Source organism: Salibacter halophilus (genome assembly GCF_008806325.1).
GTDB lineage: Bacteria > Bacteroidota > Bacteroidia > Flavobacteriales_G > Salibacteraceae > Salibacter > Salibacter halophilus.
The window spans coordinates 63,730-85,152 of sequence record NZ_WACR01000003.1 but is presented as its reverse complement, the minus strand read 5'-3'; the positions used below and the strand labels follow the sequence as shown (position 1 = coordinate 85,152).

General features: G+C 40.6%; 17 protein-coding genes. All 17 read left to right on the top strand.

Annotated features, from left to right (window positions below):
- Nucleotides 1–43: 43 nt before the first annotated feature.
- Nucleotides 44–1,906 carry a stage II sporulation protein M gene (locus F3059_RS03890; RefSeq protein WP_151166693.1) on the top strand — a complete coding sequence of 621 codons (1,863 nt, stop codon included), beginning with the start codon at nt 44–46 and terminating at the stop codon, nt 1,904–1,906.
- A complete protein-coding gene (locus F3059_RS03885) occupies nt 1,903–2,565 on the top strand; it encodes a hypothetical protein (RefSeq protein WP_151166691.1) in 663 nt (220 codons plus the stop codon). The genes F3059_RS03890 and F3059_RS03885 overlap by 4 nt, the downstream gene beginning before the upstream one ends.
- Nucleotides 2,552–3,802: a DUF4350 domain-containing protein gene (locus F3059_RS03880; protein WP_151166689.1), complete on the top strand. Its 1,251-nt coding sequence runs from the start codon at nt 2,552–2,554 to the stop codon at nt 3,800–3,802. The genes F3059_RS03885 and F3059_RS03880 overlap by 14 nt, the downstream gene beginning before the upstream one ends.
- Nucleotides 3,799–4,866, top strand: a complete 1,068-nt coding sequence (locus F3059_RS03875) for an AAA family ATPase (RefSeq protein ID WP_151166687.1) — start codon at nt 3,799–3,801, stop codon at nt 4,864–4,866. The genes F3059_RS03880 and F3059_RS03875 overlap by 4 nt, the downstream gene beginning before the upstream one ends.
- The gene (locus tag F3059_RS03870; RefSeq protein WP_151166685.1) at nt 4,867–6,189 is read left to right on the top strand and encodes a DUF58 domain-containing protein; all 1,323 of its coding nucleotides are present in this window, start codon (nt 4,867–4,869) and stop codon (nt 6,187–6,189) included.
- A 47-nt stretch (nt 6,190–6,236) separates the two neighbouring features.
- Nucleotides 6,237–6,665, top strand: coding sequence for an HYC_CC_PP family protein (locus F3059_RS03865; protein ID WP_151166683.1), 429 nt, complete (start codon nt 6,237–6,239; stop codon nt 6,663–6,665).
- 70 nt (nt 6,666–6,735) lie between these two features.
- Nucleotides 6,736–10,686, top strand: coding sequence for an efflux RND transporter permease subunit (locus tag F3059_RS03860; RefSeq protein WP_151166681.1), 3,951 nt, complete (start codon nt 6,736–6,738; stop codon nt 10,684–10,686).
- A complete protein-coding gene (locus F3059_RS03855) occupies nt 10,683–11,921 on the top strand; it encodes a TolC family protein (RefSeq protein ID WP_151166680.1) in 1,239 nt (412 codons plus the stop codon). Before F3059_RS03860 ends, F3059_RS03855 begins: the two co-directional genes overlap by 4 nt.
- A gap of 2 nt (nt 11,922–11,923) precedes the next feature.
- Nucleotides 11,924–13,597, top strand: coding sequence for an efflux RND transporter periplasmic adaptor subunit (locus F3059_RS03850; protein WP_151166678.1), 1,674 nt, complete (start codon nt 11,924–11,926; stop codon nt 13,595–13,597).
- Nucleotides 13,598–13,708: 111 nt separating this feature from the next.
- Entirely contained in the window at nt 13,709–14,767 is a 1,059-nt protein-coding gene (locus F3059_RS03845; RefSeq protein ID WP_151166676.1) for a glycosyltransferase family 2 protein, read from the top strand.
- A gap of 172 nt (nt 14,768–14,939) precedes the next feature.
- Nucleotides 14,940–17,402 (top strand): replication restart helicase PriA, encoded by a 2,463-nt coding sequence (priA, locus tag F3059_RS03840; RefSeq protein WP_151166674.1) that lies wholly within the window; start codon nt 14,940–14,942, stop codon nt 17,400–17,402.
- A 209-nt stretch (nt 17,403–17,611) separates the two neighbouring features.
- Entirely contained in the window at nt 17,612–17,983 is a 372-nt protein-coding gene (locus F3059_RS03835; RefSeq protein WP_223274534.1) for a DUF6567 family protein, read from the top strand.
- A gap of 243 nt (nt 17,984–18,226) precedes the next feature.
- Nucleotides 18,227–18,766: a hypothetical protein gene (locus F3059_RS03830; protein ID WP_151166672.1), complete on the top strand. Its 540-nt coding sequence runs from the start codon at nt 18,227–18,229 to the stop codon at nt 18,764–18,766.
- Between the two features lie 4 nt (nt 18,767–18,770).
- Nucleotides 18,771–19,196 carry a hypothetical protein gene (locus tag F3059_RS03825; protein ID WP_151166670.1) on the top strand — a complete coding sequence of 142 codons (426 nt, stop codon included), beginning with the start codon at nt 18,771–18,773 and terminating at the stop codon, nt 19,194–19,196.
- A gap of 83 nt (nt 19,197–19,279) precedes the next feature.
- Nucleotides 19,280–19,795, top strand: a complete 516-nt coding sequence (locus tag F3059_RS03820; protein ID WP_151166668.1) for a hypothetical protein — start codon at nt 19,280–19,282, stop codon at nt 19,793–19,795.
- A 103-nt stretch (nt 19,796–19,898) separates the two neighbouring features.
- Nucleotides 19,899–20,612: an SIMPL domain-containing protein gene (locus F3059_RS03815; RefSeq protein ID WP_170265025.1), complete on the top strand. Its 714-nt coding sequence runs from the start codon at nt 19,899–19,901 to the stop codon at nt 20,610–20,612.
- 81 nt (nt 20,613–20,693) lie between these two features.
- Nucleotides 20,694–21,410 carry a hypothetical protein gene (locus tag F3059_RS03810; protein ID WP_151166664.1) on the top strand — a complete coding sequence of 239 codons (717 nt, stop codon included), beginning with the start codon at nt 20,694–20,696 and terminating at the stop codon, nt 21,408–21,410.
- Nucleotides 21,411–21,423: the final 13 nt, after the last annotated feature.

Below are 21,423 nucleotides of genomic sequence, written 5' to 3'. Positions count from 1 at the left end.
TTAACAAAGCTACTCTATGTGACCTAATTTTAAAAATGAAGATTTGAAGGAAACAGAATTCATTGATCAAAATAAGCGCAAATGGCAAGAGTTTGAGGAAGAACTCGACAAAAACATCCGTCAACCTAACCGCATTACAAATCATTACATGGAAACGGTTGAGGACCTTTCCCATGCTCGCACTCATTACCCTAACCGGTTGGTCAGATCCTATTTGAACGGAATCACTCAATTTTTATCTCTCCGCATTCACAAGTCTAAAATCGCAAAGTGGAGAGACATCAAGAAATTCTGGAAAATCGACCTCCCACTCGCGATGTTTGAATCGCGAAAGCAATTCCTGCTCTCATTTGTCATTCTGGTCCTCTCAATGGCTATTGGTGTTCTTTCATCAATCTATAATCCTGAATTTGCCAAATACATATTGGGATCTGACTATGTCGACATGACAATTGAAAACATTGAAAAGGGTGATCCCATGGCTGTTTATAAAGATAAGCAGATGGGAAATATGTTTCTCCGTATCACTTTTAACAACTTGCTCGTTGCTGCTCGCACTTTTATAATGGGTTTATTTTTTGGTGTGGGTACGCTGATGATTCTTCTTTACAACGGAGTTATGCTGGGAGTTTTCCAGTTCTTTTTCTTTGAGCGAGGTCTGTTTTTTGAGTCTTTTCTCACAATTTGGCAGCACGGTGTTATTGAGATTTCATCAATTGTACTCGCTGGAGCTGCCGGACTCGTTTTGGCAAAAGGCGTTCTCTTTCCCGGAACGTACTCACGTCTAGATGCTTTTAGATTAGCCGGTAGAAAAAGCCTTATGCTAATGCTGGGGCTAATGCCACTTCTCGTCTATTCCGGTTTGGTTGAAGCTTTTATCACGCGCCTCACTGATATGCACTGGATAATCAGGCTATCTGCAATTCTGTTGTCTGTCGCTTTTGTACTGGCGTACTTTGTTTGGTATCCGCGCAGAGTAGCAAAAAAGTATAAGATTGAAGATGAACTTAAGACTTACATCCAGCCGATAAAAACATCACACTTCGCATTTGACCGAATTGAAAAGAATTTCACCATTATTTGGGAGGCTATTCGTCAACTTCTAAAGCAACGAAAAAGATGGCTCATCACTGGCGGGTCACTCGTGGTCATTTCATCTGTTGCTAAATATATTTCACTCGAGGAACTCGCTGATATCATGATCATTTCAAATCTCAGCGATCTCACCCAGGTATGGAACTTCTTCGGTACTGGCGACAGTCTCTTTTTCACATTGCTCAATGCTTTGATCATTTCTTTAGCCTGGATAACAGCGGCCTTCAATATTCATGAAAATGGAGTTGACAACGGAAAAACATGGAAGAGAAATACACTTTCTATCATATTTTCAGGTTTAATTATTGGTCTGCTCCTCGCCTTGTGCTTCACTAATGGCTGGATGGTATTAGCGAGCTTCTTTTTTCTACCCATTTTGGGAACGATGACAGCGACTGTTTCAACCTCTGGCAGAATGAGCTTTATAGCAGATGGTTTCAACCACACAATCAACAAAAGCTCGCTTGCCAAGATCTACGGGCTCACAGCTGTTTTTGTGGTTATGTATGGTTTTATCATCGGCCTGGTAAACAACCTCGTTTTAAATCTAACAACTCAGGGACTGGTAACTTTATTTGGAATGGATTTGTACTCCACAACATTCTACATTGCACGAACAGCCTTACTCGTATTTATACTTTTCACCATTTACAGCACATTATTCTCAACACTCGGCTTAGCGTATTTCAGCCTTTTGGAAATATTGTCAGCTAAAAGTCTTGAAGACAAGGTCAATGAGGCTTTCCCGTTACAGTCAGAACCGAACGAAGGAGTCAACATCGTGAAACCATCTAACATCCACAATTCATGAAAAAGCTGCTCCTGCTGTTGATGATATTGCTAGTACCTCCTTTTTATGGGATGTCACAATCTGATTCGCTCAAACTTGATCGTGAAGAATGGGAAGAACAGAGTAAAGACTACTCCTATTCTGAAATGAAAGACGAAGAACCTAAAGAGGAAAAAACACAAACCAATCAGCAAACCAACTGGAACATTGATACAGAGTTTTGGAGAGCCATCCTTTTTGGAGTTATCATCACAGGAATTGTCATTCTTATTCTTGTGATCATCAAGAATTCACCAAAAAGCGATCGTGTGAAAGACGAGCGCATTCAGGCAACATCCATAGAAGATGCCGAGGAAAACCTGCCCGATGTCACACTTGACAATATTTATCAAAAAGCGCTCGATGAAAAAGATTTTCGAAGTGCTTTGCACATCAAATTCCTGATGGTGCTGCAACAGATGGTTGATAACCACTACATCACATGGAAAAAACGCAAAACAAACGAGCAGTATATCAATGAAATTAATGAATGGGAAGTCAGGGATACGTTTGCCAACCTCGTACAGATCTACGATGAAGTGTGGTACGGCCAAAAGGATCTGACCAATGATGTTTTTGAACTCGCGATCAACCGTATCGATAAGTTGAATACTAAAATCAACAGCCATGAAGAGGGATAGTCGCGATACAGGCCTCAAAGTGATCATTACACTGGTTCTACTGGCTGTTGTAGGTGTTTTTGTATTGATAGCTCTCACGAGCAATTTCGAAAACTGGAGATATACATTCAGGAAAAACGGCCAAAACCCTTATGATTTTAAGCTATTCTATGAGCTAGTCAACACATCAAGTCCAACAGAGCCGGGAGGTATTAAAAGACCATTGACAAAATGTGCCGATTCACTGGATAATGTCAATTACTTTTTCCTCGGATCGAGGCATTTTTTAGACTCTGCAAATGCTGAAGCCCTTATCAGTTTTGTGAAACGCGGAAATTCAGCTTTCATTTGCGCGTCAACTCCTTCAAATTCACTTTTTGAAAGGTTAAAAGAATACGGCTATAACCTAAACTACTACTCTAATTTACACAGTGAAACTGTAAGAGTTCGTGCTGAGCCTTATGACTCATCTTACACATTCACTTACCGTTTTGGCGATGAAACTAATTCAAGAAACTGGTCTTACGCTTCAGACTCACTGAGGAAAGAAGGCGATCAACCAGTATTGGGTGTCATCTCAAACAACCTCTACTCTGACACTGAATACATCAACTACTACTCTGTTCGCGTTGGAGATGGAAAAATCTTTTTCCACTACGAACCACTTCTCTTTACCAACTACTTTTTGAAAGAGAAAAAGGGCTTCGAATATGTGTCAGATGTTTTGTCTCAACTACCCAACAAACAAATTGTGTGGGATAATTATCACGATCAATTTCATTATAGAATTGATTCAGAACCCTCGCCATACAACACATCGCCACTCAAATATATTTTAAAACAACCGTCATTAAAATACGCCTGGTACACTTTATTAGCCGGAGTTTTATTATTCCTCATTTTCCGCAGTCGCAGAGAGCAACGGATAATTCCCATTTCTCCAAAAGTTGAAAACACTTCGATAGAACTCGCCCGTTCACTCGGTGTGCTCTACATGCAATCGGGATCACCAAAATACATTGCTGTGGAAATGATGAAACTCTTTGCCGATCACATCCGCAAAAAATACCGATTAACCGGCAATCCTGCCAAAGATGACTTTCAGGAAAAACTCGCCAGGCTGTCTGGATTGGATCTGACAGAAATTCAACAACTTTATACGCTTGAAAGAAAAGTGGTTTACAACCCAAATGCCACCAAAAAAGATTTGAGTAATTTGTATTACGCCCTACAGGACTTTTATAAAAATGCGAAATGATGAACGAAGAAAATCCTAAAAACGAAGAAGAGAAAGACACTAATGGTCAGAACCGTGACCAGCAAATACCCGAGGATCAAAAGCCGGCACATGAAGTTCCTACTCCCAGGCCTGAGACGAATATAGTTCAGGAAAGTGTTGAAAAGATCAAAAAGGAGCTGCACCAGGTCATCATCGGGATGGATAATGCGATTGACGAAACCATGGTTGCTCTCTTCACTAACAGCCATGTCCTTTTTGAAGGTTTCCCGGGAGTAGCCAAGACTCTTTTAGTGAAATTGGTTTCGCAAACACTTTCAGTCGATTTCAAACGGATTCAGTTTACTCCAGATCTCATGCCTTCTGATGTTTTGGGAACAATGGTTTTCGATCAAAAAAGCGGAAATTTCAGTTTTCACAAAGGGCCTATTTTCTCCAATCTGGTTCTGATCGATGAAATCAACCGCGCCCCAGCTAAAACGCAGGCCGCTCTTTTTGAAGTAATGGAAGAACGACAGGTGACGATGGAAGGCGAAACATATCCGCTCGAATATCCTTTTCTCGTAATCGGAACGCAAAACCCGATTGACCAGGAAGGGACGTACCGTTTACCTGAAGGTCAGCTCGATAGATTTGTCTTCAAGATAAAGATCCCCTATCCCAGTATAGATGAGGAACAAGCGATTCTCGATCGATTCAAAAGTGATTTTAACCGCAGAGAAGTTGAGGACAATGTAAAAGCTGTGATGAACACCGAAAACCTCAAAAAGTGCGAGTCTTTTATCGAACAAATCCACATATCTGACGAAATCATCAAGTACCTCACGAGTCTCATTCACGCCACACGCGATCACGAATCCATTTATTTGGGTGGCTCTCCCCGTGCATCTCTCGCTATTCTCAAAACATCAAAAGCCTTTGCAGCTATAGCTGGACGCTCATTCGTAAAACCTGATGACATCCAGCGAGCTTGCATGCCGGTACTCAACCACCGACTCATTTTGAGTGCTTCAGCTGAGATGGAAGGTTATTCGAGTGAAGACATCATCAAATCCATTATTGACGAAATTGAAGTACCACGCTAAATGCGCAATGTTTTCCTGACAAACCGTTTCTTTTACGCGTTGGGTGGTATCGTATTCATCTTCGCTATGGGTTTTGCTTACAGTTGGCTCGTGCCTGTTGGGTTTGGATTACTCCTGGCTCTGACCATTGTTGTCATTCACAACGGAGTCATCTTGAATAAGAGTTTGAGCTCGATTAAAGCACAGCGTGAACTACCCAAACACTTTTCGATGTTTGATGAAAATGAGGTGTTCATTACAATTGATAATGAGAGTTCTCACAACATTGACATCAGGCTGATCGATGAAATTCCGGTACAATTTCAAAAGCGCGATTTTCAGATCCGGTTTCCCCTTCCCGCTAATGACGAATACAAATTCACCTATGATTTAAAACCTCTTGAACGCGGAGCTTACAAATTTGAAAAACTCCATTTGTTTATTACCAGCCACGCACGGATGATAGAACTGCGCAAATCTTTAGATCTTGAGCAAATCGTAAAAGTATATCCTTCATTCATCCAAATGCAGATGTACGATTTGATGGTCTTCTCTGCCGACAAAACACATCCCGGAATCAAGAAAATAAGACGGATTGGGCACGGCTATGAGTTCAGTGATATCAGGCAATATGTACCAGGTGACGACCCCCGAACAGTAAACTGGAAAGCTACCAGCAGAAGTGGCCAGCTTATGGTCAACAATTACCAAGATGAAAAATCACAACAGATTTATGCTATTATCAACACCAGCCGGGTTATGCGCATGCCATTTGAAGGTTTGAGCCTGATGGATTATGCGATTAACGCCACATTGAGCACGTTGAATATCGTATTACGCAATCAGGACCATGCAGGATTGATAAGCTTTTCAAAAGATGTGGAGTCTTTCATTCCGGCTCGCAGTAGAAATCAACAGTTACAGCTCATCATGGACTCACTTTACGATCAGTGGGAAAGTCAGTCTGAAGGAAACTACCCTGAGCTCTATCGCACAATACAGCAAAAAGTTAAAGGACGTTCGTTGCTACTGTTGTTCACCAATTTCATGAACCTGAATGCACTTGAACGCGCACTACCTCACTTAAAACGCCTCAACCGCAGACACCTCCTCGTGGTTATTTTCTTCGAAAACACTGAACTGGAAGCGTTTAAAAATGAGGAAGTAAGCACAACACTCGACATCGCATCTAAAACAATGGCCGAAAAGCTGAGCCACGAACTCGTACAGGCTACTTACGAACTGAGAAATGCTGGTATTCAAACCATCCGCACTAAACCGGAGGATCTCTCGACAAACACCATCAACAAATATTTGGAGCTTAAATCGAGGGGGATGATTTAGCATCAAATACGTTACTCCCAATTTTTCCTTAAATTTGTGAGTCGAAAATGAAAAAACTCATTTCCATATCACTATCGATCATCGTGTTGATCGGGAATTTGTGGCTCACACAGGGCATTCACTTTTGCGGTGGCGAAATCGCTGACGTAAATATTGCTGCCGGGCAATCTGAGCTGGACTGTGGTATGGAACGCAAAGCTGAACAGTCGTGTCACCACCATCATCATGACGATGGATCTGACCAGATGAAAAAGAAATCGTGTTGCGAAGATGTTTACCACAGTTTCGTACTCGATACTGATTATCAAATTTCTGATATTCAAAACCTTCCGCTCGTAAAATTTGCGGTTGCATTTATCTCTACTTATATCCCTGACCTCGTTCAGCCTCAATCGCTTTCTAATCTCGCAAATTACGAGGCTCCTCCCCCTGAATCATCCTCATTTCAGGCTCTTTTCCAGATTTTCAGACTGTAGAATTTGGTGCATCACTTTGCTGAAGCGCACAGCGCATTCATCCTAATCGTGTTGTATCAAATTTTTCATCATGCTCAACAGAATAGTTCGTTATTTTTTACAGAATAAACTCGTGACCTCTATCCTACTCCTCGCCTTTATTGGATGGGGAATCGTCACGTCTCCCTTCAACTGGGAAACAGGGTTTTTACCGTCAGATCCGGTGGCTGTAGATGCCATCCCTGATATAGGCGAAAACCAACAAATTGTCTTTACCGAGTGGGCCGGGCAGTCTCCACGAGATGTAGAGGATCAAATTACGTATCCGCTCACCTCTTATTTACTGGGAATCCCGGGAGTTAAATCCGTGCGCAGTTCATCGATGTTCGGATTTTCGAGTATCTACCTGATTTTTGAAGAAGACATAGAATTTTACTGGTCACGCTCACGAATACTTGAAAAGCTGAATTCCATTCCGCCCAATCTGTTACCGGAAAACGCTTCACCTTCTCTGGGTCCGGATGCTACAGCACTGGGACAAGTTTACTGGTATACCATTGAAGGGCGTGATGAACAGGGCAACCCAACAGGAGGCTGGGATTTACACGAGCTGAGAACCATACAGGATTACTACGTAAAATACGGTCTCAATGCAACTTCAGGAGTTTCTGAAGTGGCTTCAATTGGCGGGCATGTTAAGGAATATCAGATTGATGTCGATCCCGCGGCACTCAAAGCCTATGACATTTCACTGAGCGAGGTTGTCAATGCTGTTCGCAAATCAAATCGCGATGCAGGAGCCAAAACACTTGAGATCAACAAAGCAGAATACCTCGTACGCGGACTGGGCTACATAGAACGCGTTGAAGATATCGAACAATCGGTTCTGAAAGTGAACAACCACAAACCGATTAAAATCAAAGATGTAGCACGTGTTAAAACAGGTCCTGCTCAACGAAGAGGCTTACTCGACAAAGAAGGTGCTGAAGCTGTTGGTGGAGTTGTAATTGCCCGTCACGGAGCCAACCCGATGAAAGTGATCGAAAACGTTAAAGCGAAAATCGCTGAAATATCGGCCGGCTTACCTTCAAAGAAGCTCGATAACGGGACTGTGAGTAAACTGGAAATCGTGCCGTTTTACGATCGCTCCGGACTCATCCAGGAAACGCTGGGAACACTAGAAGAAGCGCTCACGCTCGAGATCCTGATTACTATTATCGTGGTCATCGTTATGGTTTTCAATCTGCGTGCCTCGCTTCTCATTTCAAGTCTCTTGCCCATTGCTGTTCTCATGGTTTTCATCGCCATGCGCTATTTCGGGATCACTGCCAACATCGTAGCGCTTTCGGGAATTGCTATCGCTATCGGAACAATGGTTGATTTGGGTGTCATACTCTCAGAAAATGTGCTCAAGAAAATTGATGAAGTACGAGATAACGGTCAGAGCCGTAAGCCCGCTTTCCGTCAACTGGCAGACTCAGTTTACAATGGCGCTGCCGAGGTGAGCACGGCAATCGTAACGGCTGTCATGACAACCATCGTGAGTTTCATCCCTGTTTTTGCACTGCAGGGAGCTGAAGGAAAACTCTTCACACCGCTTGCCTTCACCAAAACATTTGCGCTTGTTGCTGCACTCATCGTTTCATTGCTAATCCTTCCGGCACTGGCGCATTGGTTTTTCGGAATTAAAATCAGGCGTAAGCTGTGGCGCTCGGTTCTGAACAGTTTGCTATTGATCACAGGAGTTTTAGCACTGTTTTACAATAACTGGTGGGCCGGACTTACGCTGTTTGGTTTCGGATTAACCGGACTCATGCGCAATACCGATTGGATTAAAAATAAGGTTGATAACACAATCGAAAATACGAGCGGGTTTTGGCAAAAACTGTGGCAAATTTACCGCTGGAAACTGCAGTACAGTGCACTGCTCATAACAGTTGTTTCAGCCTCCTGGTTATTAGCGATCAACTGGTTGCCGCTGGGAGCGCAAAACTCAAACTGGGCAAACTTCTTCTTCGTCATCATTCTGATTGGAATTATCCTCTCATGTTTCAAACTGCTCGAATACTATTATGAGCAAATTCTGAACAGAATTCTCAATCGCGCTAAAACATTTTTAGTGATTCCGGCTGTGCTCATGCTGTTTGGTGTCGTGATATGGCTTGGATTTTCAACCGTTTTCGGATTTGTTGCTAAAGGATTTGATCAAATGGATGTCAACATTCGCAAAACCAGCGCATGGTCTGCAATGAATCATACTTTCCCGGGAATCGGCAAAGAGTTCATGCCCGCACTTGACGAGGGAAGCTTTTTGCTCATGCCTACTTCCATGCCACACTCCGGAATGGAATACAACAAGGAAATTGTGCAACTTCTCGATACTCGGGTTTATGCTATCCCAGAAATCAAATCAGCCGTTGGGAAAATGGGACGAGCAGAAACAGCTCTCGACCCCGCTCCTATCTCGATGTTTGAAAACATCATCCGCTACAAACCAGAGTATATCCTCGATGAAGATGGTCGAAAAGTTCGTTTTGCAGTCAATGAAAACAATCATTTTATTCTGAGCGATAGCAATAACTTTTTCAATTACTCAAACCAGGAGTTCACAAATAAAAACGGTGAAGCTCTCGATCAGAACCGACAAGACTCACTTTTCTCAGCTATCGGGAAAGATTTTAGCACAGCATTGATTCAGGATGCTGACGGACGCTACTTCCGCAATTGGCGACCTAAAATTCAATCGACTGATGATATTTGGGATGAAATTGTGAGAGCGACAAAGCTACCTGGAGTTACAAGTGCTCCAAAGCTCCAGCCTATTGAAACACGACTAGTCATGCTGCAAACCGGCATGAGAGCACCAATGGGAATCAAAGTTTTTGGTCCGGATCTGAAAACGATTGAAGAATTCGGCTCTGAGCTGGAAAAGGTTCTCAAAGAAGCTCCTGGTGTGAAAGATGAAGCGGTCTTTGCTGAGCGAATTGTAGGCAAGCCCTACCTCAATTTGGATCTGAAGAGAGAAAAAATGGCTCGTTACGGATTGACAGTAGACGATGTTCAGAACACCATCCAAACTGCAATTGGCGGCATGAAAGTTACATCCACCGTTGAAGGCCGCGAGCGATTTGATGTGAGAATCCGTTATCCCCGGGAGTTGCGAAATACCCCTGAAATGATTGACAACATCTACATCGAATCAGCAAGCGGAGCGCAAATTCCACTTTCAAATGTGGTCGAAATTCAATATGAACGCGGACCCCAGGCCATTAAAAGTGAAAACACTTTCAAGGTTGGCTACGTGCTGTTCGACAAAACTGATGAAACAGCCGAGGTTGAAGCAGTTCAGAATGCTCAACGATTGATCGATGAAAAGCTGGAAAGTGGTGAACTAACCATTCCGAGCGGAATTAGCTACGAGTTCTCCGGTGACTATGAAAACCAGGTAAGAGCTGAGAAACGACTCTCCGTTATCATCCCGATTGTTCTCGTGGTAGTATTCCTCATCCTCTACTTTCAATTCAATTCTGCCAGCACATCCTTTATGGTTTTCACCGGAATTGCTATGGCTTTCAGCGGTGGTTTCATGTTGATCTGGCTTTACGGTCAGGAGTGGTTCATGAACTTCAGTATTCTCGAAATGAACTTCCGCGACATTTTCCAGATCAAAACCATCAACCTCAGTGTTGCCGTTTGGGTTGGTTTCATTGCACTTTTCGGTATTGCAACTGATGATGGAGTACTGATGGGAACCTATCTTGATCAGAGTTTCAGGAAAAGAAGTCCTGAGAGTTTAGGTGAGGTCAAAAAAGCGGTGGTTGAAGCCGGCAAAAAACGTATCAGGCCAGCAGTCATGACTTCGGCTACTACGCTGATAGCACTACTCCCGATCCTTTCCTCAACCGGAAAGGGATCAGATATAATGGTTCCAATGGCGATTCCGGCATTTGGCGGAATGATCGTAGCTGCTGTTAGCTATTTCGTGGTACCGGTACTGTATTATTTGAAGAAGAAAAAGGAATTTAAAAGCATGAACTCATGAAACAAGTTTTAAAAATATATTGGATCATTGGATTTGTATTGGTAGGACAATTGGTTAATTCACAGTCATTAGACTCTCTCTACAAAGATGCTCTCCAAACAAATCCGAGCGTTCAGGCTCAATACCAAAAGTTTGAAGCACTGATGCAAAAATCAGCTGCTGTGAGCGGAATGCCGAGTCCGCAGTTGTCATTTGGTTATTTTATCAATCCAATTGAAACGCGTGTAGGTCCACAAAGAGCACAGATTGGATTATCGCAACGTTTTCCGTGGTTCGGAACTTTGAGAGCCAAAGAAAGTGCTGTTGCCTACCAGGCAGAAGCGCAGTTTCAAAAGTTTGAGGCAGCAAAACTCAAACTCTATGCTGATCTCGCCAGGGCTTACTACCCTCTGGTTGAGTGGAGTGAAAAACTCGAAATACTCGAATCTGAGAAGGCTTTACTAAAAGAGCTGAGACAGCAAGCTATCTTCCAACAAGAATCAGGTAATGCCAGCAGTGTGGATGTGATTCGGGCAGATTTACTGATTGACGATATCAATACTGAAATTGAAATCCTAAAAGCTGAACGTTCAGCTCTTCAGTCTCAGTTAAATGAGTTACTGAACAAAAAGGAAGCGTTCAAAATAGAACCTACAGACAGCCTCAAAAGAGCATTTTCGCTTTCCGGCTCTGACCGTGAATCAATGAAAAATCATCCTGCAGTAAAACGTTATGAACAGGAACAAAAAGCCTTTGCTGAACAGGAAAATGCAGCATTAAAGGCTGGATTACCGCAAATTGGTGTGGGAATCAATTATTTTGTGGTTACGGAACGTTCTGATGCTCAGTTGCCAAAAAACGGACAGGATGCATTATTACCACAGCTCTCTATTTCCCTGCCGATTTACCGAAAGCAGTATAGAGCTGCCCGGGAAGAAGCAATTCATCTTCAAAAAGCAGCCGAGTTTCAAGCTCAGGATGAAGTCAACCAACTCCAAAGCGAACTGGATAATGTACTGTTTGCTATCGACCGGGAAATGAAGCTTATTGCCCTCTACAAAACAAAGATCGGCAAAGCTGAAATGGCAGTTGAATTGCTGCTCGATCAATACCAGAACGGACAAACAGATTACGAAGAAGTACTGCGATTACAATCGAAACTGTTCGACTTCAAACTAAAAGAATTAGAATCGGCTAAAAAGCTAAATATCAAACAATCAGAACTCATTTACTTAACTAACGATTTAACAAAGTAGTCATGAAAAATATCATTCAGAATAAATACGTAATCGCCATTATTTGCCTGCTGATTGGTATCTCTGCAGGATTGTGGTTTGCACCAGATCAACAAGTTGAGAAAACACACCATCACGAAACGCAGGATGGTACAATTTACACCTGCTCCATGCATCCTCAGGTTCGTCAAAATGAGCCGGGCAACTGCCCCATTTGCGGCATGGAGTTGATTCCGGTTGAAGAGACCAACAATGAAGAATCTGCTAGCGCAGTTAAAATGTCAGCAACTGCTAAAAAGCTGGCAAACATTCAAACATCAGTTGTAAAACGGTCAGAGCCGGTTAAGACTCTCCGCCTCGATGGCGAAATCGTGCCGGATGAAACAGCAGACGTTAGCCAGGCTGTGCATTTTGAAGGAAGAATTGAAGAACTCTATGCAGATTATGAGGGAAAATACATCTCGCCCGGGGATGAAATCGGGAAGGTTTATTCACGAGAAGTAATGGTCGCACAGCGAGAGCTATTGCAGGCAGTTAAAAGCGGAAATGAATCACTCAAAGATGCTGCTGTAGCAAAGCTCCGCAATTATAAGATCTCGCAAAAATCAATCGATAAGATCATAAACTCCGATAAAATTTATGAAACACTCCCCATCTATGCTCATAAAAGTGGAATCATTACTAAAATTAATGTCAGCGAAGGAGATCACGTACACAAAGGAGATGCACTCTACACATTGACCGATTTATCGAGCGTTTGGCTTATGCTCGATCTTTTCGAAAAAGACCTTCAGTGGGTTGAAACCGGTGATTCTGTTCAGTTTGAAATTGAAGCTCTACCTGGTCAATCTTTCAATGGCGTTATCGATTACATCGATCCTATAATTGACTCCAAAACACGAACAGCCGAAGCCAGGGTTATTGTTCAAAACCAAAAGAGAAATCTCAAACCCGGCATGTTTGCCAATGCAACAGTAAAAGCAAGATTGAGCGGCAATTCACAAATTACAATACCAAAATCTGCTGTATTGTGGACAGGCAAAAGAAGTGTCGTTTATGTATCTTCAGAAAGTGATGAATTTGAAATGCGTGAAGTTAAATTGGGAAACAGCCTTGGCGAAAAGCAGATTATCGCTAGCGGATTAAAAGTTGGCGAAGAAGTTGTTACAAACGGAGCTTTTTACGTGGATGCAGCAGCTCAACTGGCGAATAAATCCAGCATGATGAACAGTTCACAGTCAGAACCGAAATCAAACGGAGAATCTGATAAACAAATATCTCAACTTATTGTCAGCTATCTCGCACTCAAAGACTCTCTAGTCAACGACAATTTTGAGGGAGCTAAAAAAGCAGCTGAACAAACGTTGAAACTGACAGAGAACATCGACATGAAAGCTATGAGTCACAAGGCACATATGGCTTATATGAAAGTCAATAAAGCACTGAAATCTAACCTCGAAAAAGCTGTAAACGCAGAGGATCTAGAACCTTTGAGAAACACCTTTCTCGATATTTCAAATTCGATGATCAAACTCTCTAAGAGTACGGCTCTGACCGATAAACTTTACATCCAGCACTGCCCTATGGCTAACGATTACGATGGTGGTGACTGGCTGAGCAAAGAGAAAAAGATAAGGAACCCGTATTTTGGATCGAGTATGTTGACCTGTGGTTCTGTAACAGGTGAAGTGAAATAAGCTTGAAAGGTTTAATGTTGAAGGTTTGAGCGTTTAATTTTATTCAAATGAAATTATTTCCCCTGTAATCATTATAATTGCATGCTTTAGCAAACCCTCTTATCGAGTCACGTGAATAAATCAAAGCCACGCGTTGCAATAGTATTGCTCAGTTATAACAGTCTCAAATTAGTCCGCGAGTTTTTACCAAAAATTATCGCGACAACTAATCATGTTGAAGGTGTTGAGATTGTTGTGGTCGACAACGCTTCAACTGATGATCTCTCGCCCTGGATGGCTGAAAATCACCCCGATATTCGCGTGATCAAGCTTGAAGTCAACAAAGGTTTTACCAATGGCTACTGCGCTTCCCTCCCACAAATTGAAGCAGAGAATTACGTGCTCATCAGTTCTGACATCGAAGTAACTGAAGGTTGGTTAGAACCCGGACTCGAATTACTCGAGTCAGATCCGAAAATTGCGGCTGTCCAGCCAAAAGTCATGTCTTTTGACAAACGTGAATATTTCGAGTATGCAGGTGCTGCCGGAGGTTACATCGATCACCTCGGATTTCCGTTTTGCCGCGGCCGACTCGTAAACGAGGTGGAAAAAGATGAAAGTCAGTACGATGATGTACGTGAAATATTTTGGGCATCAGGAGCCTGTTTATTCATCAATGCTGATGCTTACCACAAATCTGGCGGATTAGACAACGACTTCTTTGCTCACATGGAAGAGATCGACCTCGCCTGGAGACTCAAACTGATGGGTTACAAAATCATGTTTCAGCCCAAAAGCAAGATTTTCCACATGGGCGGTTTTGTGATTCAATACGGCAGTCCGGGTAAAGTTTTCCGCAATCACCGCAACAACCTGATCATGCTTACCAAAAACCTACCTGCTTATCAGTTGTTCTATAAAATTCCATTCAGACTCCTCCTCGACTACGCTGCTATGATCAAGATGATTCTAGACGGTAACCCTAAATCGAGCGGAGCTATTCTCAAAGCACACTGGCAATACACGATGATGCTGGGCAAATGGCTCAAAAAGCGTAAAATCGTCAATTCACTTAAATCCAAAACTCCTAATCATTTTGGTATCTGCCCCAAAAGCCTTGTGTATCAATTCTTCATCAAAAAGGTTCGCAAATTTCCGGATTTACACTGGGACCCGGTTGAGAAACGATAAGCTGCAAAATGTGGCTCTAATCGTTATTAGATTCTTTAACCGTCATAAACCTTTGTTTTATTTGAATTTCATTCATTACTAATGAACAACTTTATCCAATAGTAATGGATAACCTGCAAAATCTGGCTCTGACCGTTACCATCTTGAGCATTTGTAATAGCTTTGAGCCTCCATGGAGACGAAGTTTGTAGATGTCATTTTGCCGTTGCCCGTACCGCGTCCTTACACGTATCGCGTGCCTAAGGACTGGAACGAAAAGATTTGCGAAGGAGCGCGGGTTTTGGTCCAGTTTGGCAAGAAAAAGATCTACACGGCTATCATCTATAAAATTCACCACACTCCTCCACAACATTACCGCGCAAAATATCTTAGCGAACTGGTTGATGAATTTCCTATTGTTCAGCCCAATCAAATTGAGTTGTGGCGCTGGATTGCCGATTATTATATGTGCAGTTTGGGAGAAGTGATGGCTGCTGCACTGCCGGCCGGACTCAAAGTGAGTAGTGAAACGATCATCATGCTCAATCACCACATGGAAATCGATTTCGATCAACTAACAGATCGCGAATACCTGATTGCTGAAGCGCTGGAGAGCAATGAAAAACTCACCATGCAAGAGGTTTCTGATATCCTACAGCTCAAAACTGTTTACCCAATAGTTCAGGGACTTATCGCCAAACAAATCATTCTGATTGAGGAAGTTGTAAAGGAGCGCTACAAGCCCAAGATGAACGATTTTGTGACTCTCTCTCCCAACTACCAAAGCGAAGAGCAACTCAAACAGGCATTCGATGAGCTGAGCAATGCTCCAAAGCAGATGCATGTACTCATGAAATTGCTCCAACTGGGTAAAACACCTCCCGAAAAAGTTGAGGCAGTCAAAAAGACTACATTGCAAAAAGAAGCACAGGCTTCATCGGCTCAGGTCAAAGCCCTGGCTGAGAAAGGAATTATTGAGATTGAGTCTCTGGAAGTTGGCAGGCTTCCCAGTTATCAGTCAGAACCGGGCGAAAAACAGCTCAACGAGGAACAGCAGGCTGCTCTGGAATCGATCGAAGCTCAATTTGAAGAAAGCAGAAAACCTGTTTTATTACAGGGCGTTACAGGATCGGGAAAAACGGAACTCTACATCAAGCTCATTCAAAAAACGCTCGACTCTGGCCGACAGGCTCTCTACCTCTTACCCGAAATTGCGCTCACCACGCAAATCATCTCCCGACTTGAAAAACACTTTGGTGATCAGATCCTTGTTTACCACTCGAAATTCAATGCCCAGGAACGTGTAGAAATCTGGCAAAAACTTTTGAAAACTGAACAGCCCAAACTCATACTGGGAGCCAGATCGGCTATTTTCTTACCGATGAACAATTTGGGTCTGACCATTGTAGATGAAGAACACGAGCAGTCATTCAAACAATACGACCCCGCACCTCGCTACAACGCTCGTGATACGGCTGTTGTACTATCTGCAATGCACAAAGCAAATATGCTCCTCGGTTCCGCTACTCCCAGTATTGAGAGCAGGTTCAATGCCCACAGCGGTAAATACGGTTATGCTTTTATGGGGTCGCGACATGGAAGCGCCCAAATGCCCGATATGGAAGTCGTTGATCTCCGTGAACAGTACCGCAAGAAAAAGATGAAAACGCACTTTGGCGAACCGCTCTACGAAGCGGTAAAAAAAGCTTTAAGTAACAAGGAGCAAGTGATTCTCTTTCAGAACCGTAGAGGCTTTTCGCCTTTCGTTCAGTGCAACACGTGTGGCTGGACTCCGGAGTGTAAAAACTGCGATGTCACGCTCACCTATCACAAGTTTTTGCAAAAGCTGAAATGTCATTATTGCGGCTACAATATTCCCCATCCAAAGACCTGCCCTGCTTGCGGATCACCAGAAGTTCAACTGAAAGGATTCGGGACAGAAAAGATCGAGTCAGATATTGAGATCTACTTCCCTGAAGCGCGCATCAAACGAATGGATCTCGACTCTACCCGTGGTAAAAACGCCCATCAGCAAATTATCAACGAGCTTGAAACCGGTGAAATCGATATTCTGGTGGGAACACAAATGATCACAAAAGGACTCGATTTTGAAAAAGTAAGTGTCGTGGGAATCCTCAATGCTGATCTCATGCTCAACTTTCAGGATTTCAGAGCGCACGAACGTGCTTTTCAACTCATGACACAGGTTGCAGGCAGGGCCGGCCGAAAAGACAGACGTGGTAAAGTGTTTATCCAAACCTTTGACCCTGACCATCCGGTGATTAAACAAGTGAAAAAGCATAACTACGATGCGATGTACAACGTGCAGGACCACGAACGCTTAAACTTTCACTACCCGCCCTACTACCGACTCATCAAGCTGACAGTCGTCCACCACGACAAAGACCTTGTCCTCAACGGTTCCAATGAATTAGCCGGAATGTTGAGACGTATCCTGGGCGATCGCATTTTAGGTCCGGAATACCCTGCAGTTGCCAGAATCAAGAACAAATATCACCGTCAGATCCTCATCAAGTTAGAAAAGCAATTACACCTGGGTAAAACCAAGGAACAAGTTGCTTCCCTTATAACTGATTTCAACCTGATGGATAATTTCAAGAGTGTGCGGGTTATTGTTGACGTTGATCCGGTTTAACTATTCTTTATTACTTACAAAGTACAACCAAATCTAAAAGCCCAATATTTTGCAGTGTAGTTAATTCTATTTAATTTTCAGAATGTTATTTTGTATTAACTAACATTAATAAAACAAAAGTATGTAGCTATCTTGTCTCCTATTATAACCCGTTCTCAGCTCATTTGAAGGCAATTAATCTGATAATCTAAACTCAAAAAATCCTTTTTATGAGAAAACTTAAATTTTTAGCAATTACATTGTTTGTCATGATAATAGCATCGAGCTGTGGTTCGCACAGAGGTGCATTTATAAACAACAACAACAATACAACGCAAGTTGAACTTAGTGAAAAAAACTTTGAGGTAGTCAGGAAAGTAAGTGGTCAGTCAACTGCAACTTACGTTCTTGGAATTGGAGGAATCACAAATAAGTCTCTAATTGAAAATGCCAGATCGAACATGATGTCAAATGCAGATATAATTGGTAGTTCAAAAGCTATCATAAACATGACTACAGAATCACACTCTACTTTGGTTTATCCATTTTTCTACCAAAAAACCATCACTGTTAGTGGTTATGTTGTAGAGTTTACTGATTAACTCTAACAGTTTTTTTATCACGCGTGAATACTTTGTTAGATTCTGTTCGTTGCCGTGAGGGGTTTTATTGAACAGAAAGAGGTATTCACGCTTTTTTATTTGGCTCAATTCCAATCTCCCTCTTCTCCCTCTCTCTACTTCAACCAAATGGAGATTTTGAAAAAGTTGTTCATAGATATGATCTAATTGCTTTTGCTTAGTTTTAAGGGCTGTATGATCAATTTTGATAGTAATATTAATCTAATGATGAGGAGTCTTTTACTCTATTTTTTCATAGTATTCTTTCAAGTTTCATTAAGCCAGGATTTTGGTAATTTAAATATTTCTGTAGTTGATAGTAATGATTCTGCTACTTTCAACTATGATCTATATCTATCAGATTCAAGTAATGTAACTGTTCAAAGCTGGAAATCTATCGATAGAAACGAACTTTTAATTGATAGCTTAGCAAGTGGAATATACAGTGTAAAAGTAACGAAAGGAGAATCGAAAGAAATTGTAAAAGGAATAATAGTGAGAGCTGGTAAAATTACTTTTATCACTGTCAAAATAAAACCTGTAGAAACTGAGAGATCCTGTGATTTCGTTGTAAGTGATAAAAAGCCAAAGTGTCACGTGTGTAAATCGAGAAAACACATCATCAAGTATGCATACGGTTTACCTACAAAAAAGACACTGGAGTTAGCAAAACAAGAAAAACTTAAATTAGGCGGTTGTGTAATACAGACGTGCCAACCCAGATGGTACTGTACAAAAGATCAGGTGGATATAATCAATAAATAGATTTATGTTTAGGTTGACTGCATTTGTATTGTGTGTTTTTATTTTGACATCTTGTTGGTCAGAGCCTGATTCTGAACGAGTGTTTTTCAAACGGCATTACAGAAATGGTTCGATAATAGACACATTAGAGTATACATACATTAAACAGACCGTAAATGACACAACACAATTCTTGTACAGAAAGGACTCGAACCTGATTGATCCTTCCTTCTCTTTTCATCTCGATACAAACAGTAAAGAATTAATAACCTTTAGTGGAGCCTCGTATTCATTAGATAAACTATTGCATGACACATTTATTTTTAAGTCAAACAGCAATCAACAACGTGCTAAAGTTGGCCTTTCATTAAAAGAAGGCATTATTTGGCACGACTCCGGTCATGGTCAAATTATCAGATACAAAATCGATACAGATAAGCTAGAGATTTGATTATCAAATACAAATAAAGAATAGCGTTAAATGACCAGTTCTTTATGAAATGATCAGAACCAATCATCATCTAAAGTAAACCAATGAATGTAATTTGGAAAAAGGACCCGCCATCTGATAAAGATTTCATCAAGGGTATGATCTTCTTTATCTTACCTGTTAGCATACTAATCATATTAACTCAAAGCTGGATAATTTCATTAACAGCAACTTTACTATTATTTCTATTTTTAACTATTATCCATCTTCTTGATAAGAAATATTACGGCTGGGAATTAAATAAAAATGAAATTACTTTAAAACGCAAAACACTTCCGGGAACAAAACCCACTTGCAACATTCAATTATCTGATATTGACCATGTTCTTTACTACAATACCTATGCTATTAAAAAGCCAAAGTATTTAGGACTTAATATAGTAACTAAAAAATGGAGCTACATCCTTTACAGCTTTGGAAATCCCTTTAAAGTTGCCGATACATTAAAGTTCTTATATGATTCTGGAGTAAGTGTAGAATTTGAGGAAAAAGACCATGAAATTCAACGCTACATAACAGGTCATATTAAAAAGCTCCCTATTGCTGATGAATCAAATTGATAATGCTATCATTTAGTCTCCACTACTTCTCAATCAAAATAGTTAGCAGATTTCGTACTTTTAAAAATTTAAAAGCAACAATCCCAAAATGAAAATATTTACCATGAAACATATTCTATCACTCACCCTTGTATTTCTTTTTGTTACTCAACTCTGCTTCGGACAGGAAAAAGAAGACATTGAAAAAAAACCATATATCGAAGTCACTGGTCATGCTGAAAAGAAAATCGTTCCTGATGAGATTTACCTTTCAATTACAGTAAAAGAAAGAGAATCCGGCAGAGACAAAATATCAGTTGAACAACAGGAAAAGGATTTAAAGAACGCTCTTTCAAAACTGAACATCCCAATTGAATCGTTGACAGTTGCTGACGCTCAAGCCGACTATGTGAAAGTAACATTGATGAAGAAAGATGTCATTTCACAAAGTAAATATGAACTCAAACTATCTACCGCAAAACAAGTTGCGGATGTCTTTGAAAAACTAGATGAGTTGAAAATTAACAATGCATTTATCGCACGAGTTAATCACTCAAAAATCAAGGAACTCAAAAAAGAAAATGAAATAAAAGCTATTAAATCGGCAAAAACAAAAGCTGAGTACCTTTTAAATGCGATTGGCCAAAAAACCGGTAATGCTCTAGTGATCAAAGAGCGAAACTCAAATCACTACTTCATTGACGGAATTAAAGTCCGGGGTTCCAGTAGCCTTCCAAATCCTCAATATTCAAAACCTGATATGGAGAATGTGAAACCTGTTCAATTCAAGAAAATAAAACTGGAAACTACGATCTACGTGAAATTTGAGATAGAGTAAAGTTTTGGTGATTATTTATTAGAAAGCCACTTATTGTAAATTAAGATCAAACGGTACTACAACTTATTAAAAATACTAATTATGATTGAAAAACTGGTAAAAGCTTCACCATTAGCTGGTGCAATCCTAGTTTTTTTTGGAATTCTAAAATTAATATTTTACTACTCATTTTTTAATATTCAAATAATAAATTATTTAGAATTTCAAGAAATTATAACACTATTTCTAGAGGACATTCATTTAATAATTATGTATTTCATAGTTCTATTTTTCATAACAAAATCATCAATTAACTTTATTAGCAAAAAATACGATGGCAAATCAAAAGATGCTTTACAAGAAATAATGTTATTTACATATAAATATAAAATAGGCTATATTATATTTTTCTCAATTCTTTTCGTTATTCTACTGAGCCTTATAATATTAGACATTAGTGATTACAACTACCCCATCATTTATTTGTTATTATTTTCTGTGATTCAAATTACTACTTATTTTTTTCTTTCAAAAAATGAAAATAACGAAATAAATATTTCAAATTTTGATGCAATAATTATTTTTATCGTAACCATAACATTTTCTATTTATCTATTTGCACAAAAAGATATTCAAGAAACAATTAGAAATAAATCAGAGTATACAATACATACAACTGAAGACATAATTTATTGTAATAAGAAAAATGGCAATATCTTTATTGGAAAGACAAACAAATATATTTTTGTAAAAAACAATAATTCAAATTCTATAGTTGTAATTCCAAGCTCAAGAATTAATAGGTTAGAATTCAATTAGGTACCATTCCTTT

Excerpts from the sequence above, each read along its gene's own strand:
- F3059_RS03880 (WP_151166689.1), top strand. The coding sequence starts at position 2,552 with ATGAAGAGGGATAGTCGCGATACAGGCCTCAAAGTGATCATTACACTG.
- F3059_RS03865 (WP_151166683.1), top strand. The coding sequence starts at position 6,237 with ATGAAAAAACTCATTTCCATATCACTATCGATCATCGTGTTGATCGGG.
- F3059_RS03830 (WP_151166672.1), top strand. The coding sequence starts at position 18,227 with ATGATGAGGAGTCTTTTACTCTATTTTTTCATAGTATTCTTTCAAGTT.
- F3059_RS03825 (WP_151166670.1), top strand. The coding sequence starts at position 18,771 with ATGTTTAGGTTGACTGCATTTGTATTGTGTGTTTTTATTTTGACATCT.
- F3059_RS03870 (WP_151166685.1), top strand. The coding sequence starts at position 4,867 with ATGCGCAATGTTTTCCTGACAAACCGTTTCTTTTACGCGTTGGGTGGT.
- priA (WP_151166674.1), top strand. The coding sequence starts at position 14,940 with ATGGAGACGAAGTTTGTAGATGTCATTTTGCCGTTGCCCGTACCGCGT.
- F3059_RS03810 (WP_151166664.1), top strand. The coding sequence starts at position 20,694 with ATGATTGAAAAACTGGTAAAAGCTTCACCATTAGCTGGTGCAATCCTA.
- F3059_RS03875 (WP_151166687.1), top strand. The coding sequence starts at position 3,799 with ATGATGAACGAAGAAAATCCTAAAAACGAAGAAGAGAAAGACACTAAT.
- F3059_RS03835 (WP_223274534.1), top strand. The coding sequence starts at position 17,612 with ATGAGAAAACTTAAATTTTTAGCAATTACATTGTTTGTCATGATAATA.
- F3059_RS03885 (WP_151166691.1), top strand. The coding sequence starts at position 1,903 with ATGAAAAAGCTGCTCCTGCTGTTGATGATATTGCTAGTACCTCCTTTT.
- F3059_RS03855 (WP_151166680.1), top strand. The coding sequence starts at position 10,683 with ATGAAACAAGTTTTAAAAATATATTGGATCATTGGATTTGTATTGGTA.
- F3059_RS03850 (WP_151166678.1), top strand. The coding sequence starts at position 11,924 with ATGAAAAATATCATTCAGAATAAATACGTAATCGCCATTATTTGCCTG.
- F3059_RS03815 (WP_170265025.1), top strand. The coding sequence starts at position 19,899 with ATGAAACATATTCTATCACTCACCCTTGTATTTCTTTTTGTTACTCAA.
- F3059_RS03820 (WP_151166668.1), top strand. The coding sequence starts at position 19,280 with ATGAATGTAATTTGGAAAAAGGACCCGCCATCTGATAAAGATTTCATC.
- F3059_RS03860 (WP_151166681.1), top strand. The coding sequence starts at position 6,736 with ATGCTCAACAGAATAGTTCGTTATTTTTTACAGAATAAACTCGTGACC.